Source organism: Pseudomonas putida, assembly GCF_001636055.1.
In the GTDB taxonomy this organism is placed as follows: Bacteria; Pseudomonadota; Gammaproteobacteria; order Pseudomonadales; family Pseudomonadaceae; genus Aquipseudomonas; species Aquipseudomonas machongensis.
The window spans coordinates 2441269-2459234 of record NZ_CP011789.1 but is presented as its reverse complement, the minus strand read 5'-3'; the positions used below and the strand labels follow the sequence as shown (position 1 = coordinate 2459234).

18 protein-coding genes are annotated in these 17966 nt (G+C 65.7%); 14 read left to right on the top strand and 4 right to left on the bottom strand.

Annotated elements, in window-relative coordinates:
* Positions 1-21 precede the first annotated feature (21 nt).
* The gene (locus tag AB688_RS11125; RefSeq protein WP_063544062.1) at positions 22-507 is read right to left on the bottom strand and encodes a response regulator; all 486 of its coding nucleotides are present in this window, start codon (positions 505-507) and stop codon (positions 22-24) included.
* Between the two features lie 153 nt (positions 508-660).
* The gene (locus AB688_RS11120) at positions 661-1137 is read right to left on the bottom strand and encodes a sigma-70 family RNA polymerase sigma factor (protein ID WP_063546695.1); all 477 of its coding nucleotides are present in this window, start codon (positions 1135-1137) and stop codon (positions 661-663) included.
* A gap of 211 nt (positions 1138-1348) precedes the next feature.
* On the opposite strand from AB688_RS11120, the gene AB688_RS11115 reads away from it, so the two are divergent.
* Genes AB688_RS11115 through AB688_RS11105 form a run of 3 tightly spaced genes read left to right on the top strand, consistent with a single transcriptional unit; the run spans position 1349 to position 5890 of the window.
* Positions 1349-2527, top strand: a complete 1179-nt coding sequence (locus tag AB688_RS11115; RefSeq protein WP_063544060.1) for an efflux RND transporter periplasmic adaptor subunit — start codon at positions 1349-1351, stop codon at positions 2525-2527.
* A complete protein-coding gene (locus AB688_RS11110) occupies positions 2528-4492 on the top strand; it encodes a MacB family efflux pump subunit (RefSeq protein WP_063544058.1) in 1965 nt (654 codons plus the stop codon). It begins immediately after the preceding gene.
* Between the two features lie 3 nt (positions 4493-4495).
* Positions 4496-5890 carry an efflux transporter outer membrane subunit gene (locus AB688_RS11105; RefSeq protein WP_063544056.1) on the top strand — a complete coding sequence of 465 codons (1395 nt, stop codon included), beginning with the start codon at positions 4496-4498 and terminating at the stop codon, positions 5888-5890.
* Positions 5891-5977: 87 nt separating this feature from the next.
* Here the strand turns inward: AB688_RS11105 and AB688_RS11100 are convergent, their stop codons facing one another.
* Entirely contained in the window at positions 5978-7600 is a 1623-nt protein-coding gene (locus AB688_RS11100) for a twin-arginine translocation signal domain-containing protein (RefSeq protein ID WP_063544054.1), read from the bottom strand.
* 138 nt (positions 7601-7738) lie between these two features.
* Between AB688_RS11100 and AB688_RS11095 the strand changes: the two genes are divergently transcribed.
* The 9 genes from AB688_RS11095 to AB688_RS11055 all read left to right on the top strand — a co-directional run bounded on the left by AB688_RS11095 (position 7739) and on the right by AB688_RS11055 (position 15650).
* On the top strand, positions 7739-8668 hold the full coding sequence (locus AB688_RS11095) for a siderophore-interacting protein (RefSeq protein ID WP_063544052.1): 930 nt from the start codon (positions 7739-7741) through the stop codon (positions 8666-8668).
* A 270-nt stretch (positions 8669-8938) separates the two neighbouring features.
* Positions 8939-9718 (top strand): ABC transporter substrate-binding protein, encoded by a 780-nt coding sequence (locus AB688_RS11090; RefSeq protein ID WP_063544050.1) that lies wholly within the window; start codon positions 8939-8941, stop codon positions 9716-9718.
* A 94-nt stretch (positions 9719-9812) separates the two neighbouring features.
* Positions 9813-10514: an ABC transporter permease gene (locus tag AB688_RS11085; RefSeq protein WP_054892427.1), complete on the top strand. Its 702-nt coding sequence runs from the start codon at positions 9813-9815 to the stop codon at positions 10512-10514.
* Complete coding sequence (locus AB688_RS11080) at positions 10511-11224, top strand: ABC transporter permease (protein ID WP_054892428.1); 714 nt, start codon at positions 10511-10513, stop codon at positions 11222-11224. The genes AB688_RS11085 and AB688_RS11080 overlap by 4 nt, the downstream gene beginning before the upstream one ends.
* Positions 11225-11228: 4 nt before the next feature.
* Positions 11229-12044 (top strand): ABC transporter ATP-binding protein, encoded by an 816-nt coding sequence (locus tag AB688_RS11075; RefSeq protein ID WP_226938276.1) that lies wholly within the window; start codon positions 11229-11231, stop codon positions 12042-12044.
* 11 nt (positions 12045-12055) lie between these two features.
* A complete protein-coding gene (locus AB688_RS11070) occupies positions 12056-12550 on the top strand; it encodes an Lrp/AsnC family transcriptional regulator (RefSeq protein ID WP_054892429.1) in 495 nt (164 codons plus the stop codon).
* A 299-nt stretch (positions 12551-12849) separates the two neighbouring features.
* Positions 12850-14160: a C4-dicarboxylate transporter DctA gene (locus AB688_RS11065; protein ID WP_054892430.1), complete on the top strand. Its 1311-nt coding sequence runs from the start codon at positions 12850-12852 to the stop codon at positions 14158-14160.
* Positions 14161-14230: 70 nt separating this feature from the next.
* Complete coding sequence (locus AB688_RS11060; RefSeq protein WP_063544048.1) at positions 14231-14938, top strand: FadR/GntR family transcriptional regulator; 708 nt, start codon at positions 14231-14233, stop codon at positions 14936-14938.
* Positions 14939-14954: 16 nt separating this feature from the next.
* Positions 14955-15650 carry a GntR family transcriptional regulator gene (locus AB688_RS11055; protein WP_063544046.1) on the top strand — a complete coding sequence of 232 codons (696 nt, stop codon included), beginning with the start codon at positions 14955-14957 and terminating at the stop codon, positions 15648-15650.
* Here AB688_RS11055 and AB688_RS11050 read toward each other — a convergent pair.
* A complete protein-coding gene (locus AB688_RS11050; RefSeq protein ID WP_054892433.1) occupies positions 15632-16597 on the bottom strand; it encodes a GlxA family transcriptional regulator in 966 nt (321 codons plus the stop codon). The two genes, AB688_RS11055 and AB688_RS11050, sit on opposite strands and share 19 nt — an antisense overlap.
* Before the next feature lie 182 nt (positions 16598-16779).
* On the opposite strand from AB688_RS11050, the gene AB688_RS11045 reads away from it, so the two are divergent.
* Together AB688_RS11045 and AB688_RS11040 are read left to right on the top strand one after the other, a co-directional pair.
* Entirely contained in the window at positions 16780-17421 is a 642-nt protein-coding gene (locus tag AB688_RS11045) for an HD domain-containing protein (protein WP_063544044.1), read from the top strand.
* Between the two features lie 67 nt (positions 17422-17488).
* The gene (locus AB688_RS11040) at positions 17489-17932 is read left to right on the top strand and encodes a GNAT family N-acetyltransferase (RefSeq protein ID WP_063544042.1); all 444 of its coding nucleotides are present in this window, start codon (positions 17489-17491) and stop codon (positions 17930-17932) included.
* Positions 17933-17966 lie beyond the last annotated feature (34 nt).

Here is a 17966-nt window from a genome sequence, read left to right as displayed (position 1 = left end):
GATAGCAAAAGCCGATGCGTCTCAGCTGGAACGGCTGAAGGCGGTGTGCGAGAAGTTCATCCGCCGCCAGGAGCAGCCTGCGCCGCCAGCCAGCGCCGACGGCAGCGCAACCTGCCCCAGCAACTGCGGGGTGTCGATGATCGCCATGAACGATTCCAGTGCCTCGCTATCGGGCACCTTGGGCAGGCTGACACTGACCGACTGGCGTTCGCTCTGCGCGACGTTCGGCACTTTCAGATGCTGGGAGTGGTACAGCAGCACATGCTGGATCTGCGGGCTGACGCGGCAGAAGCGGGCCAGATCGACGCCGGCATGGCTGCCCAGTTCGATATTGCCCACCAACAGCTGGAACGGGTGCAACGCGCTCTGCACCAGGCGCTGCAGGTCTTCGAAGTTTTCAACCGGGGCGATCCGGTAATAGCCCAGGCCATTGAGCATGCGTTCCAGCTGCAGGCGCTGAGCGGGATGCTCGTCGGCGATGAGGATACGCATGGACTTGTTCGGCATGGTCCGGACCCTGGCGGCAAGGTGGTCAGAGACACTGCCTGGCCTTGCTGCGCCTGTGCGGGCAATGACGGGTCTCTGTCTTGATAGTTGTCGGGAACCGACGATAAATCAAGGCGCTGCACAGGGATTTTTCACCCCTGTTTCACCGGCCTTTCACTGCTCCCACTGACGCATGCGCAAGCGACAGTGCTTCATGGCATTGACGATGTGCTTTTCCACCACGCTCTGCGAAACCCCGAGGCGCTCGGCGATCTGCGGATGCGACAGACCCTCGAGCTTGCGCAGCAGGAAGCTCTCGCGGCACGGCACACTCAACTCGTCCAGTGCGCGCCGAACCATCTCCAGGCGCTCATCGAGGTGCAGCAACTGGGACGGTGCCGGACTGTGCCAGCGCTCGTCGCTGTCCAGCACTTCAAGCGGCTCGGACTGACGCACCGACTGACGTCGGTGCCGGTCGATCACCAGGTTCAGCGCAGTGCGATAGAGGAAGGAACGGGGTCGCTCGATCGGCGGGTGACCGCCGCGCTCGAGCAGGCGCAGGCAGGCGTCATGGGCAACATCTTCTGCCGCGTGCCGGCTGCCCAGACGCGAGGAGAGGAAACTCACCAGTTCGCGATAGTAATGTTCCACCACGGCCCTTGCCTCTCCCGTTGGGCAACGTCAATGCGATTGAAAATACACATCAGTGATATCAGCGTGTCATCTTACAAATTACAACCATTCTCAGCAACACACCCTCTCACCTGCGGCTAAATCCGTTTCCCCAGCGTTCGTCTAACTGTGACCTCCGTGCGTGCCCTGAAAGGCGCGACACGCCCTTCATCCCTGGCTGGAAGTCTGCATGAGACGTACATCCACACTCCGTCGCCGCCTCGTTCTCGGCGGCCTGGGCCTGATCGCGCTGGGCAGCCTGCTAGCCTGGAAAGCCCTGCCGTTCGGCACTCTGCCGGTCAGCACCGTGCAGGTCACCCGCGGCGACATCGAAAGCAGCGTCACCGCCCTTGGCACCCTGCAGCCCCGTCGCTACGTGGATGTCGGCGCCCAGGCCTCCGGGCAGATCCGCAAACTGCACGTGGAAGTCGGCGATGAAGTGCGCAAGGGCCAACTGCTGGTGGAGATCGACCCCTCCACTCAACAGGCGCGCCTGGACGCCGGCCGCTACTCGATCGAGAACCTCAAGGCCCAGCTTGCCGAACAGCGTGCCCAGTACCTGCTGGCCCAACAGCAGTTTCAGCGCCAGCACGAACTGGCCAGGGCCGGCGCGACCCGTCAGGAGGATGTCCAGCAGGCCCAGGCGCAGCTCAAGGTGACCCAGGCACGCATCGACATGTACCAGGCGCAGATCCGCCAGGCCCAGGCCAGTCTGCGCAGCGACGAGGCAGAACTCGGCTATACGCGGATCTACGCACCGATGGACGGCACCGTGGTGGCGGTGGACGCGCGCGAGGGCCAGACCCTCAACGCCCAGCAGCAGACCCCGCTGATCCTGCGCATTGCCCGCCTGTCGCCGATGACCGTCTGGGCCCAGGTTTCGGAGGCCGACATTGGCCAGGTCAAGCCTGGCATGACCGCCTACTTCACGACACTGGCCGGTGGCAAACGCCGCTGGACCAGCACCGTGCGCCAGATCCTGCCGATCCCACCCAAGCCGCTCGACCAGACCAGCCAGGGCGGCGGCAGCCCGGCCAGCGCCAGCAGCGGCACCACCGGCAGCAAGGTGGTGCAGTACACGGTACTGCTCGACGTGGAAAACCCTGACGGCGCCCTGATGGCCGAGATGACCACCCAGGTGTTCTTCGTCGCAGGCCAGGCCAGCCAAGTGCTCACCGCGCCGCTGGCGGCGCTGGACGACGCGCCCACCGAGGGCATGCGCCTGGCGCAGGTCCTGAACCGTAACGGCAAGGTCGAACAGCGCCAGGTACGCACCGGCCTGAGCGATCGCCTGCGGGTACAGATCCTCGACGGCCTGAGCGAAGGCGAGCAACTGGTCATCGGCGCACCACGCGCCAGCGGAGGCTGAATGAACGCACCGCTGATCGAGCTCGATGACATCCACAAGGTCTACGGCGGCATCGACTCGCCCGAGGTCCAGGTGCTGCGTGGTATCAGCCTGAGCATCCAGCCTGGCGAGTTCGTCGCCATCGTCGGCGCCTCCGGGTCCGGCAAATCCACCCTGATGAACATCCTGGGCTGCCTCGACCGCCCCTCCCGAGGCAGCTATCGCTTCGCTGGCCGTGACGTCGCCAAACTCGACAGCGACGAACTGGCCTGGCTGCGCCGCGAGGCCTTCGGTTTCGTGTTCCAGGGCTATCACCTGATTCCCTCAGGCTCGGCCCAGGAGAACGTCGAGATGCCGGCGATCTACGCCGGTACCCCTGCAGCCGAACGCCATGCTCGCGCCGCCGCGCTGCTCGAACGCCTGGGCCTGGCCAGCCGCACCGGCAACCGCCCGCACCAGTTGTCCGGGGGCCAGCAGCAACGGGTATCGATCGCCCGGGCACTGATGAATGGCGGCCACATCATTCTCGCCGACGAACCCACCGGCGCCCTCGACAGCCACAGCGGCGCCGAGGTCATGACCCTGCTGGACGAGCTGGCCAGCCAAGGTCACGTGATCATCCTCATCACCCACGACCGTGAGGTGGCGGCGCGGGCGCGGCGGATCATCGAGATCCGCGACGGTGCGATCATCAGCGACTCGGCCGCCGATCGCTCGCCCGCTGCGCCCACACCTGGCTTGCAGGCGGATGATCTGCGCCAGCGTCTGGACCGCGGCGCCAGCCTGCGCGGCGCCTGGAAAGGCGAGTTGGTCGAATCGCTGCAGGCCGCCTGGCGGGTCATGTGGATCAACCGCTTCCGCACCGCCCTGACCCTGCTCGGCATCGTCATCGGCGTGGCCTCGGTGGTGGTGATGCTCGCCGTCGGCGAAGGCAGCAAGCGCCAGGTGATGGCGCAGATGGCCGCCTTCGGCTCCAACATCCTCTACCTGAGCGGCAAGCACGCCACCGCCCGTGAAGCGGCGGGCCTGGTCTCCCTCGACGACGTTGCCGCCATCGCCGGCTTGCCCCAGGTGCAGCGCATCATGCCGGTGATCGGCGGGGAGCTGATGGTTCGCCACGGCAACAACAACCAGTCGTTCTATGTGGGGGGCAACAACACCGAATTCCCGCACATCCTCAACTGGCCGGTGGTCGAAGGCAGCCTGTTCACCGACGCCGACGAGCGCAGCGGCGCCGCCGTGGCGGTGATCGGCCAGAAGGTCAAGGAAAAGCTCCTGCCCCCCGGCAGCAATCCGCTGGGCCAGTACCTGCTGATCGAGAACGTGCCCTTCCAGATCGTCGGCGTGCTCGCGGCCAAAGGCGCAAGCTCCGGCAACCAGGACAGCGACGAGCGCATCGTGGTGCCCTACTCGGCCGCCTCCATGCGCCTGTTCGGCAAGCACGATCCCGAATACGTGATCATCACCGCTGCCGACTCCAGCCGGGTCTCGGAGACCGAAGCGGCCATCGCCCACCTGATGCGCAAACGTCACCAGGGCAAGCAGGATTTCGACCTGACCAACGACGCGGCGCTGATCCAGGCCGAGGCGCGCACCCAGAACAGCCTGTCGCTGATGCTCGGCGCGATTGCCGCCATCTCGCTGTTGGTCGGCGGCATCGGGGTGATGAACATCATGCTCATGACCGTGCGTGAACGTACCCGCGAGATCGGTATCCGCATGGCCACCGGCGCTCGCCAGCGCGACATCCTGCGCCAGTTCCTCACCGAGGCGGTGATGCTGTCGATGGTCGGCGGCGTGACCGGCATCGCCCTGGCCTTGACCATCGGCGGTGCGCTGCTGCTGGCCGATATCGCCGTGGCCTTCGCCCTGCCCGCCATCTTCGGCGCCTTTGCCTGCGCCGTGATCACCGGTGTCGTGTTCGGCTTCATGCCGGCGCGCAAAGCCGCCCGACTCGACCCGGTCAAAGCCCTTACCAGCGTGTAGCCCATGACATTGCCAAGCCGCATCAGCCTGCTGACCCTGAGCCTCTGCCTCGCCGCCTGCAACAGCACACCGCCGCCGCAGGCCGACATCACGCCACCGCCCTCCTGGCAAGGCACCACCGACACCCATCAGGCGCTGCCGGACAGCGCCTGGTGGCAGGCGTTCGCCAGCCGCGAACTGGATCGCCTGATCGAGCGCGCCCGCAGCAACAGCCACGACCTGGCGGCCGCTGCCGCACGGGTGCGCCAGGCCCAGGCGCGCGCCGTGATCGCCGGAGCGCCGTTGTTGCCCGAACTGCAGTTCGGGGTGGACGGCAGCCGCCAACGCCTGCTGCGCGGCGACGGTAACGACCAGCTCGACGCCACCAGCAGCGAACGCACCAGTACCGCCTTCGCCACGCGCCTGAGCGCCAGTTACGAAATCGATTTCTGGGGCGGCCTGCGCGCCGCCCGCGACAGTGCATTGCGCAACCTCGACGCCAGCCGATTCGACCGCCAGACGGTCGAGCTCACCTTGTTCAGCGCTGTCGCCGACAGCTACCTGCAAGGGCTGGCATTGCAAGAGCAACGGCGTATCGCCCGGCTCAACCTGGACAACGCGCGCAATGTCCTGCGCCTGGTCGAAGCCCGTGAACGCTCCGGTTCGGCGACCCGCCTGGAACTGGCCCAGCAACGCGGCCTGGTCGCCGCCCAGGAGCGCCAGGTGCCGTTGCTGGAGCAACAGTGGCAGGACAACCGCGTCACACTCGCCACCCTGCTCGGTGATCCGGTGCAGAGCTTGGGTACCAGCCAGGAGTCGATCAGTGCACTGAACTGGCCAGGCATCGGCAGCGGCGTACCCAGCGCACTGCTCAGTCGCCGCCCGGACATCGCCGCCGCCGAGGCACGTCTGGCGGCGGCCAGCGCCGACGTGCAGGTCGCCAGGGCTGCCATGCTGCCGCGCGTGGTACTGGGCGCCGACCTGGGCAGTGGCGCCCGGACCTTCGCCAACGTGCTCGACAGCCCCTTCTATACCCTCACCACCGCCCTCACCGCGCCCATCTTCGACCGAGGCCGACGCGGCGCCGAACGCGACCAGGCCAAGGCGCGCCAGGAAGAATTGCTGGAAAATTATCGCGCCCAGATCGTGGCGGGATTTGCCGACGTGGAGAAGGCGCTCAATGCGATCGACGGCGTCGACCGGCAACGCCAGTGGCAGGATCAGGAAGTGGAACAGGCGCGCATCGCCTTCAGCCTGGCCGAACAGCGCTATGCCTCGGGGGCCGAGACCTTGCTGACGGTACTGGAAACCCAGCGCACCCTGTACCTGGCTGAAGACCAGCAGGCGCAACTGCGCCTGGCCAGGTTGCAGGGGAGCGTGGCGCTGTACAAGGCGTTGGGCGGAGGGTGGAGGCTTTGAGAAGGCGCGGGTTGTCTTCTTCGCGGGCAAGTCGCAGCGGCGAACCGCCGCTGCGACTTGCCCGCGAAAAGCACGACTCGGTGTTACTCAGGAAAGAATATTTTTCATCGACAGGTTACGCGCATACCAAGGCCGACGCGGCACCCGCCGCAGCAGGTCGGCGATGCCGTCCTCTTCGCCGAAGGTGATACGCAGCGCAAGCTTCATCACCTCGACATCCATCTCCACCGTCTTGCCCGGACGAATCCCCGGCGTGGTGCTGCACCCATGCGTGTCCGGCCCCAGCCAAGGGTCTGCGACTTCCACCCAAGGGCCCGGCGCGAACCACTTCACGCCATTGACCTTCAGACGCCGCACCTGGCCCGGGTGATAGCGCTCATGGGCGCGATACCAGTCTTCGATCCGGTCGTCGATCCAGCCGTGGAAACCCCAGAACACCGGGTGTACGTGGGAGGAAAACGGATCGCCCAGGAAGTCGTTCTCGCGGCCGAACCAGCGACCGGCGAAATCCGACGGGTCGCGCGCAAAGGGCACCGGTGCACTGTTGGACGGGTCCCGGGGGACCGAGGCCCAGCACATGTGCAGCCAGTCGTGCAGGTTCATCTCCACTTCCGAGCCGAAGGTGCCCAGGCTCAGCTTCGACAGGTACTGCGGGTCCTGGTATTGCGATTCCCAGACCTGGAAATTGCTGCAGAAGGTCTCCCCGGCCTTGATCGCCGACACCCACTGACCATACTCGTCGTCGCCCGGCGCTTGCCAGGGCGGCGGCACGCAGCAGCCGTCGTGATTGTCGTAATAGCGGGCAAAACCCTGCCGGTCGAACTCGACATTGGGCTGTGGCAGCGGAAAGCGCTGCCAGGAGGGCAGGTCCTGCAGGGCGCGTGCAGCATCGAGCATGTGCCGGTGCATGAACAGAAAGTCCACGCCCGAACCATTGCGGTGCTTGCGCGGCCCGCGGGCATCGCGTTCGCGGTCCCGCGGCCCTGGCTGCCAGCCCAGGCCGCGCAACGCATTGCGCTTGTCTTCGGGAATCTTGTGCCACTGATCGCGGGTCGCATGCCAGAGCTGGTGGAAAAGACGGTGCTCGGGGCTGATGACCCAGGCCTGCATGGCCGGGGTATAGGGCAGGCGCTCACGCGCCTCTGGGAACAGGCGCTTGACGGCAACGAAACGGCTGTCCGCCACCGGCAAGGTCAAGGGCCGATCCAGGCGCTGCAAGCGGCCGCTGAGGGTGCCGCTGCCGGCGTTGGCGAACTCGCCCCACACCTCGTCGAGGCTGGCCACGCACTCATAGCCCGGCCCGCCTTTCTCACTGAGCAGGCGCCAACGCACCTGGGCAGACGACGCGCCGACCAGATCGCCCAGCACCCGGTAGGCGGCGGGCCCATCAGCCCGCAGGCGCTCGCCGGTATCGACGAAACCGCGCAGGCCACGGCCTTTGGTGGCGACGTCGAAGAACACTTCGACCCCCTCACGCGGCAGGCCTTCAAGGCCACCATCGGCGCCTTCGAAACGGATATCCCAGACACCGCGCAAATGGTCGGCCAGCAGTTGCCCGGCAAGGTCGGCAAGCTCGACGCTGGCCTCGCCCGGGGTGACGATGTCGTCTTCAGGGTCGTGGGTCAGCTCCTTGTGCGCATAGTAGGCGGCGGTACCCGCGGCCCCCGCCACTGCCAGGCCTGCGATGAATCCTCGTCGGGAAATGGTCATTGCGCCTCTATCCGTTCCAGCCATGCTGCGGCTTCTATCCAAGCTAGAACGTACGCTGGCGGGCAAAATTTACCGGGTCTAATTCACCGCCGCTGGCGCTCGTTCCTTCAGAAGACTCCTTGCCAGCAGAGGCTGCCGATGACCTCCTTCCTGTCGCGCCTGATACGCCCGAATCGCGCCAGCGCCTACCGGATCTTCGATGTCGAACTCAAGACCATCGTGCCTTTGAGCCCTTCGCTGTGTCGCTTCGTCTTCACCGGCGAAGACATCGGGCAGATGACCACCCTGGCGCCGGACCAGCGCATCAAGCTGTTCTTCCCCTCCCCTGACGGCCAGCCGCCACGACTCCCCCAGCACGAGAAATGGCAGCAGGCACGCCGCGACCTGCCACCGGAGCAGACGCCCCCCATGCGCACCTACACGCTGCGCGCCCTGCGAAGCGCGCAGCGGGAGGTGGAGGTGGATTTCGTCCTGCATGGGATCAATGGCCCCGCCTCGGCCTGGGCGACCCATGCGCGTCCCGGTGATCGGCTGCAGATGGTTGCACCGAACCTCGCCTATGACGGCGACCCCGGCGGTTATGAGTGGAAGCCCCCACGCGAGGCACGGCAAATTCTGCTGGTAGGCGACGAGACCGCGCTGCCGGCGATCGCCGGGGCGCTCGAACAGTTGGCCGACAACCGCCCGCACCTGGCGGTCGAAGCCTTTATCGAGGTTCCCCTGGAACTCGACTGCCTTGATCTGCGCCATGGCCCGGCCACCCGGGTGCACTGGCTGCCCCGCGACGTGCTGGCCTGCGATCACGGCCAAGGCATGCTGCACGCGATACACGAACTTGCCACGCTGCCGAACGCGACAGCGCCCCGCAACGCCGAGCTCGAGGAGGTCGACATCGACCAGCGCCTCTGGGAGCTGGCCAGCGACCAGGCCGCCGCCTTTCACGCCTGGATCGCCGGCGAGTCAGCGACGGTGATGGAGATCCGCCGCTACCTGATCAAAGAGCGTGGCCTGGCACGCGACAGCCTGACGCTGATGGGCTACTGGCGGGCCGGACGCACCCTGGAATAGCGGCGACCGAATAGCGACGACCAGGATCGCACCCGCCCTATTTCCGGGCCCACCCACCAAAACCGCTGTCGCACATCTGTAAATCGATGTCATGACAGCGGATTCCGCCGTCGCTCCGCCGTTAACGACCGAATCCGGTCTCCAGCACCCGCACAAACGACACAAAAAACCCCTCTGCCTCGCGCATCCTGACCCCGACCCCAGAGTCACGGACAGACCTACGCACTTGCGCCGCCCTACAACCAATAACAACACCCAGGGACCACACCTATGCTCTCCATGCGAAAACGCTTCGGCGTCCTGCTGTTCTCGCTGTGTGCCACTGCCGTCCAGGCCAAGGAATGGACCGAAATCCGCTTCGGCGTCTTCCCCGAATACCCACCCTTCGAATCCGTCGCCGCCGATGGCAGCCTGCAAGGCTTCGACATCGAGCTGGGCAATGCCATCTGCGCCAAGCTGCAGGTCAAGTGCACCTGGGTGCACAACGAGTTCGACGGCATGATCCCGGCGCTGCGTGCGCGCAAGTTCGACGCCATCATGTCATCGATGGCGGTCACGCCCGCGCGCCTGAAGCAGATCGATTTCACCGACCGTCTGTTCCTCAGCCCCACTTCGGTGGTGGTGCGTAAGTCCGCCACCTTCGGCGACACCCCCGAGTCGCTCAAGGGCAAGCAGGTCGGCGTACTGCAAGGTTCGCTGCAGGAAGCCTACGCCCGCGCCGTGCTGACCCCGCTCGGCGCGCAGGTCAAGGCCTACCAGTCCCAGGACCAGAACTACGCCGACCTGCAGAACGGTCGTCTCGACGCTACCGTCACCGACCGCCTCGAAGCCCAGCTGAATTTCCTCTCCAAGCCTGAGGGCGCCGATTTCAAGAGCGGCCCGGCGATCAAGGACCCAAGCCTGCCGCTGGACATCGCCATGGGCCTGCGCAAGACCGATCCAGAGCTCAAGGCCCTGCTCGACAAGGGTATCGCGGCGATCCACGCCGATGGCACCTACGCCGAAATCCAGAAGAAGTACGTGGGCGACCTGGACATCTACAACGAGTGATCGTCGCTGCCAGCGCTGGCCCCGACTTGCCCGCGAAGCGGCCAGCGCAGACAGCTTCGATCCCCAAGCCATCCCGTCGCACGAGACCCCTCTCATGAACGACTTGCTTTCTCTGCAAGGCTTCGGCCCGTTGCTGGCCCAAGGCACCTGGATGACCCTGAAGCTGGCATTCCTGTCGTTGCTGCTCAGCCTGCTGCTCGGCCTGGTCGGCGCCAGCGCCAAGCTGTCGCACTCCAAGCTGCTGCGTATCCCGGCCACCCTCTACACCACACTGATCCGCAGCGTCCCGGACCTGGTGCTGATCCTGTTGCTGTTCTACAGCATGCAGATCTGGCTCAACGACCTCACCGAAGCACTGGGTTGGGACTACGTGGAGATCGACCCCTTCGGCGCCGGCGTGCTGACCCTGGGCTTCATCTACGGCGCCTACTTCACCGAGAACTTTCGCGGCGCGATCCTCAGCGTGCCAGCGGGTCAACTGGAGGCAGCCACCGCCTACGGCCTGAGCCGTGCCCAGCGCTTTCGCCTGGTGCTGTTCCCACAACTGATGCGTTTCGCCCTGCCAGGCCTTGGCAACAACTGGCTGGTGTTGCTCAAGTCCACTGCACTGGTGTCGATCATCGGCCTGGCCGACCTGGTCAAGGCCGCGCAGAACGCCGGCAAGACCACCAATGACATGCTGTTCTTCCTGTGCCTGGCCGGGTTGGTCTACCTGCTGATCACCACCCTTTCCAATCGTCTGTTCAAGCACCTTGAGCGGCGCTACAACACCGGCGTGCGGGGGCTGGCACGATGATCGAACTCCTTCAGCAATACGGCATCGCCTATCTGTACAACGATGGCAGTGGTCTGTCGGGCCTGGCCATGACGCTGTGGCTGTTCCTGGCGAGCATGGTCCTGGGGTTCGTACTTTCGCTACCCCTGGCGCTGGCGCGGGTGTCGCGCCACAGCTGGCTGCGCGTGCCGGTGCAGGTGTACACCTTCGTGTTCCGCGGCACACCGCTCTATATCCAGTTGCTGATCTGCTACACAGGCCTCTACAGCCTGGAGGTGGTGCGCGAACACGCGCTGCTCGACCAGTTCTTGCGCAACGCACTCAACTGCACCCTGCTGGCGTTCGTGCTCAACACCTGCGCCTACACCGTGGAGATTTTCGCCGGGGCGATCCGCAACCTGCCCGCTGGCGAACTGGAGGCGGCTCAGGCCTATGGCCTGCGCGGCTGGAAGCTGAACCTGTTCCTGGTACTGCCGGCGGCCCTGCGCCGCTCGCTGCCGGCCTACAGCAACGAGCTGATCCTCATGCTGCATGCCACCTCGCTGGCCTTCACCGCCACCGTCGCCGACATCCTCAAGGTGGCGCGCGACGCCAACGCCGCGACCTTCCTGACCTTCCAGGCTTTCGGCGTGGCTGCGCTGCTGTACATGTTGCTGTCCTTCGCCCTGGTCGGCTTGTTCCGACTCGCCGAGCGCCGCTGGATGCGCTTCCTTGATCCCGTACGAGGCTGACCCCATGACCGCCACCGCACTGCCTTTGAACTTCGAACACGCGCCCTCCACCCAGGCCCATGCGAGCGCGATCAAGCTCAGCGTCGACGGCCTGCACAAGCATTACGGCGAGCACCAGGTGCTCAAGGGCGTATCGCTGCAAGCCCGCAAGGGCGACGTGATCAGCCTGATCGGCGCCAGTGGCTCGGGCAAGAGCACCTTCCTGCGCTGCATCAACTTCCTCGAACAGCCCGATGCCGGCAGCATCACCCTCGACGGCCAGACCCTGCAGATCCGCCCCGGCACCCGCACGCCGCCACCTGCACAACTGCAAAACCTGCGCACACGCCTGGCGATGGTGTTCCAGCATTTCAACCTGTGGAGCCACCTGACCGTGCTGGAAAACATCTGCCTGGCGCCGCGCAAGGTACTGGGCATCAGTGCCGCCGAGGCCCAGGCGCGAGCGCGCACCTATCTGGACAAGGTCGGCCTGCCCGCGCGCGCCGCTGAGCAATACCCTGCCTTCCTCTCCGGCGGCCAACAGCAGCGGGTGGCGATCGCCCGCGCACTGGCCATGGAGCCGGAGATCATCCTGTTCGACGAACCGACCTCGGCACTCGACCCCGAGCTGGTCGGCGAAGTGCTCAAGGTGATACAGACGCTCGCCGAGGAAGGACGTACCATGCTCATGGTCACCCACGAGATGGGCTTTGCCCGCCAGGTGTCCAGCCAGGTGCTGTTCCTGCACCAGGGACTGGTGGAGGAGCACGGCAGTGCCGACATCCTGGACCACCCGCAGAGCCCACGCCTGCAACAGTTTCTCTCAAACCGTTTGAAGTGAAGTCACGCCGTATGGATAGCAAGGCCACCCGCTCCCCCGCCAATCCGCCGCTGGACCGCATCGATGAAGCGATCATCGATGTGCTGCGCCACCACGGCAGGATCACCTACGAGAAGCTCTCGACCCTCGTGCACCTGACGCCCAGGCCTTGCCTTGAGCGGGTGCGCAAGCTGGAGCGCCGAGGTGTGATCCGCGGCTACGGTGCGATCATCGACCTGCAGCAGGTGTCGCCTGGCCTGTCGCTGCTGGTCCTGGTGGCCTTGTCCAACCAGAGCGGACGTTCCGCCCAGCGCGCCTTCGAGGCCACCGTGCGGGCCTGCCCGCAGGTCTATGAATGCCAACTGATCAGCGGCCATTTCGACTACAGCCTGCGCATGCGCTGCCGCGACATGGAGCACTACCGGGTGCTGACCGAAGCCTGGATGAACGACGACGAACTGCATATCGACAAGCTGGTCGCCCACCCGGAACTGGCGTCGGTCAAGAGCCTCGCACCACAAGCTTGACCCCTTCAAAATCCCCATTCGCTGATATCGGGCCGCCCGTCGGCCCGGTATCCAGCGACGCCGCCCCGTCAAAATTTATTTTTCCCCTCCAACACCCTGCGCAGAGCGCCTGCAGTGCACTCGCCTGCAACTGGTCAGACCGGTAAGTCCAAAAGCCCTTGCCAAGCTCGGAAATTCGCGCTTACATTTACCCCGCACTGGACAAACCGGTAAGACCACAATAATTAAGTCCTGCGCTCTTTCGCCCGCCATCCCCTGGCGTGCATCGAAGCAGGGACACCGAATCAGAGATCCCTCCCATGCTCAAATGGTGCTCGCGTTCGATCTTCCTCCAAGTTGTCCTGGGCCTCGCCCTGGGCGTTATCTGCGGTCTCAGCTTTCCCGAAGTTTCCCTGCAGCTCAAACCCCTCGGTGACGGCTTCATCAAGCTGATCAAGATGCTCATCGGCATCATCGTGTTCTGCGTGGTGGTCAGCGGCATCTCCGGCGCGGGCGACCTGAAGAAGGTCGGACGCATCGGCCTGAAGTCGGTGATCTACTTCGAAATCCTCACCACCATCGCCCTGGTCATCGGCCTGGTGCTGGCCTTCTCCACCGGCATTGGTCAAGGTGCCAACATCCACCTCGACCAGCTCTCCAGCGCCGATGCCGGCGCCCTGGCCGATCGCGGTGCGCACATCCACGGCGCCACGGCGTTCTTCATGGAGCTGATCCCGACCTCGGTGATCGGTGCCTTCGCCGACAACAACATCCTCCAGGTCCTGCTGTTCGCCGTGCTGTTCGGCAGTGCACTGAACCTGGTCGGCGAATCGGCCTCGGGCATCTCGCGCCTGATCAACGAACTCAGCCATGTGATCTTCCGCATCATGGGCATGATCGTGCGCCTGGCGCCGATCGGCGTGTTCGGCGCCATCGCCTTCACCACCAGCAAGTACGGCCTGGAATCGCTGCAGCATCTGGGCGGGCTGGTGGCGCTGTTCTACATCACCTGTGCAGGCTTCGTGCTGCTGATCCTGGGCACGGTAATGCGCGTGTCGGGCCTGAAGCTGATCCCGTTCATCAAGTACCTGCGCGAGGAACTGACCATCGTCCTCGGCACCGCCTCCTCCGACGCCGTACTGCCACAGGTGATGCGCAAGCTCGAACACCTGGGGATCGGCAGTTCCACCGTGGGACTGGTGATTCCGACCGGCTACTCGTTCAACCTGGACGGTTTCTCGATCTACCTCACCCTGGCCATCGTGTTCATCGCCAACGCCACCGGCACGCCACTGGCCATGACCGACCTGCTGACCATCCTGCTGGTGTCGCTGGTCACCTCCAAGGGCGCCCACGGCATCCCGGGCTCGGCGCTGGTGATCCTGGCCGCCACCCTGACCGCCGTGCCGGCGATCCCGGTGGTCGGCCTGGTGCTGGTGCTGGCCGTGGACTGGTTCATGGGCATCGGCCGGGCACTGACCAACCTGATCGGCAACTGTGTCGCCACCGTGGCCATCGCCCGTTGGGAGAAGGACATCGACATGGAGCGCGCCAACAACGTGCTGGCCGGCAAGCCCGGCTTCGCACCGGTAGCGCGCAAACCGGGCCAGGCCCATCAGCAGGAATTCTGACCGTGCCAGGGCCGGCGTTCAGCGCCGGCCCACAGGCGCCAAGACTCAGGTTTCAATCAGGGAGCGAACCGTGATCAGCTCATCGACCGTCGTCAACTCCGTGGTGGAAAAGCTGCGCAAGGCCCTGGCCCGCGGCCAGTGGCGCAGCGGCGAAATGCTGCCAGGCCAGCGCGAGCTGGCCGAACAATTGGGCATCAGCCGCCCCAGCCTGCGTGAAGCGGTGACCGTACTGGAAACCCTCGGACTGGTGCGTTCGATGCCTGGCAAAGGTGTGCTGGTGCTGGAGGCCGACGCCACGCTGGTACAAAGCACCGATGGCGTCGGCGCTGCCAGCCTGGCCGATGTGCTGGAGCTGCGCTACACCCTCGAGCCCTTCATCGCCGGGCTGGTCGCGCAATCGGCGGGCAACCAGGACATCGGCCAGCTGCGCCTGACCCTGATGGACCTGCGCGAAGCCGTTGACGCCTGCGACAGCGAGGCAGGCGTAGCCGCCTACATCGCCTTCCACGAGGCGCTGTTCGCGCTGACCACCAACCCGATCTTCCAGAGCGTGGTGCAGCAGACCAGCAACGCGCTCAAGCAGAGCGCGGCCATGCTGCGCGACTCCCCTGAACACCTGGCCGCACGGCTCGACGAGAACGAGGCGGTGGTGCGCGCCATCCGCGCACGCAACAGCGCCCAGGCCAGCGCCCAGATGCGCCGGCACATCCTCGCCGAGGGCCAGCGCATGGGCATCGAACTGAACATCCCGGACGACCATCCGGACCCGCATCTTTGACGTCAGGAGAGCGATCATGACCGCCTTCGCCCACGCCGACCCGTGCCTGCCCCAGTTGATCAAGACCGGCGAAGGCCGCCTGGGAGCCGAACAGATCTACCCGCGCCTGTTCGACGCCATCCTCGAACAGCGCCTGCCACCTGGCAGCGCCCTGCCCGAGCAAGCGCTGGGCAATGCCTTCGGCGTCAGCCGCACAGTGATCCGCCGGGTGCTCGGGCGCCTGGCCGACCAGCAGGTAGTGGTGCAACGCCCCAGCCACACCGCACACCTGGCCGCGCCCGATCCACAGCAGGCGCGCCAGGTGCTCAGTGCACGGCGCCTGGCTGAAACCACACTGATCGGCCTGGCCACCCAGCGCGCGCGTCCGGGGCAGATCCGGCAACTGCGCCAACTGGTCGAGCGCGAGCGCCTGCACCACGAACGCGGCGAGCGCTGCACGGCCATCCGTCTGGGCGGCGAATTCCACCTCAAGCTTGCGCAGATGGCCAATAACGCCCCCTTGGCGCGCTTTCTCAATGGCCTGGTGCCGATGACCTCGCTGATCATCGCCCGCTACGAGTCGCCCTGCTGCGAGCACTGCGCCTGGCAAGAGCACGCGGCAATCATCGACGCGGTGGAAGATGGCGACAGCACCGCGGCGCTGGCGTTGATGCACCAGCACCTGGATCGCCTCGAAGCCAAGCTCGACCTCGATCAGAGCGTGCGCGCGTAACGTTTGCGGTAGTCCGCCGGGGTGACCCCAACATGCCGCACGAAGGCACGGCGCAGGGTGTCGACATTGGCGAAGCCACACAAGGCGGCCACCTGCTTGGGCGGCTCGCGTCCGCCCTCGAGGCGCTCACGGGCGGCATTGACCCGTGCCAGTTCCACCCAGGCCGCCGGGGTCATGCCCACATCGGCCTGGAACAGCCGGGCGAAGTGCCGCGGGCTGAGACCCGCCCGCTGCGCCAGGCTGGCGATGCTGTGATCCTCGGCCGGATTGGCGGCCACATAGCGCTGCAACCCCTGAAGCACCGAGCGCCCGACCGGCGACGAGGCGCCCTGGCGACTGAACTGCAATTGCCCGCCCGGACGCTTGAAGTACATCACCAACTGCCCTGCCACCTGCTTGGCGAGCTCTCGCCCCAGGTCCTCCTCCACCAGGCTCAACGCCAGGTCCAGCCCGGACGTCACCCCCGCCGCAGTGCGCACCTTGCCGTCATGGACCTGGATCGCATCGGCGTCCACCTGCACCTCGGGATAGCGCTCGGCCAAGGCCTCGGCGACCGCCCAGTGCGTGGTGATGCGTCGGCCATCGAGCAGGCCGGCAGCCGCCAGGGCGAAGGCGCCAGTACAGACTGATCCGTAGCGTCGACAACTGGCGGCGCGCCCACGCAGCCAGTCGAGGATGCCGCTGCGCAGGTGCTGGCTGGCCGCCTGCGGCGTACCGGCGATCAGCAGGGTGTCGATGGGCTCGTGGGTGTCGCCGATCCAGCCATCGGGCAGCAGGCGTGCGCCGGACGAACTGACCAGTGGGCCGGGTTCGCAGGCCAGCAGGCGCAGGCGATAGACCTCGCGACCGGCCTGGCGGTTGGCCTCGGCGAAGACATCGAGCGGGCCGCTGGCATCGAGCAACTGGACGCCGGGCATGGCAAGGATGGCGAGGGTCAGCGAGGGCATCTGGAGATCCTGTAGGCGCGCAAAAGGGTGGGTAGCGACAGCATAAAACCCCGGCCGACCCCATGCGCAGGCCATGTCTGTCGCAGACCGACAATGGCAGGATATGGCGCATAACGTCAATTGAGGACAGCCACCCGCCCCGCCACACTGACTCCACCACCACACCACCCCAGGAGTCACCCATGTCCACCTCCATCGCCGGTATCCAGGTGCCTGACAGCGCCATGGCCCGTGAAATCACCGAACTGGTCCGCGACACCGCCTCGCCGCTGCTGTTCCACCACTCCAGCCGGGTGTTCTACTTCGCCGCCCTGGCCGGCAAGCGCCTGGGTCTGAAGTTCGACAGCGAACTGCTGTACTGCGGCTGCATGTTCCACGATATGGGCCTGACCCATCAGCACAGCAGCGACTGCTGCCGCTTCGAGGTCGACGGCGCCAACGCCGCCCGCGACTTCCTCAAGGGCCATGGCATCGCCGAACGCGACATCGAGCGGGTCTGGACCGCCATCGCCCTGCACACCACACCGGGTATTCCCGAGTTCATGCACCCGCTGATCGCACTGGTGACCGCCGGTGTCGAGACCGACGTCCTCGGCCTGCACCACGAGGGGCTGAGCACTACCGAGCGCGACGCCGTGGTCCAGGCCCACCCTCGCGGCGAGCAGTTCAAGGAAGCGATCATCCAGGCCTTCTACGATGGCATCCGCCACAAGCCGCAGACCACCTTCGGCAACGTCAAGGGCGATGTCATCGCCGACAAGGAACCGGGTTTCCATCCCGGCAACTTCTGCAGCGTGATCCGCCAGTCCTGCTGGCCGAGCTGAGGCCTCGCTGGCCAAGGCTTGCCGGGCGCCTTACCATGCGCCCGGCAATTACACGCCAGGAGGTCTTATGCAACACACCATCGCGCCAGTCGGCGCAGAGCAGTTCGAGCGACTGACCGAACTGTGGGAAGCCTCGGTGCGGGCCACGCACGATTTTCTTCCCGAAGGCTACATCGAACGCCTGCGCCCGCTGGTACGCGACCAGTACCTGGGCTTCGTCCAGCTGCGCGCCGCGTATGATGAACAGGGGCAGATCCTCGGCTTCGCCGGGATACACGAGGGCAAGCTGGAGATGCTCTTCGTCGATCCGATCTACCGCGGCCAGGGCATCGGCAAGACGCTGTTGGCTGACGTCGTCGCCGAACTGGGCGTACGCGAGGTCGATGTCAACGAACAGAACCCGCAGGCCGTGGGTTTCTACCTCAGCCAGGGCTTCGTCCAGACCGGACGCAGCGAAGTCGATGGGCAGGGCGATCCGTATCCGCTGCTGCATCTGAAACGCGAGGGCTGAACATGGCTTTCGCACTGCAAAAAGGGGCCGCTCT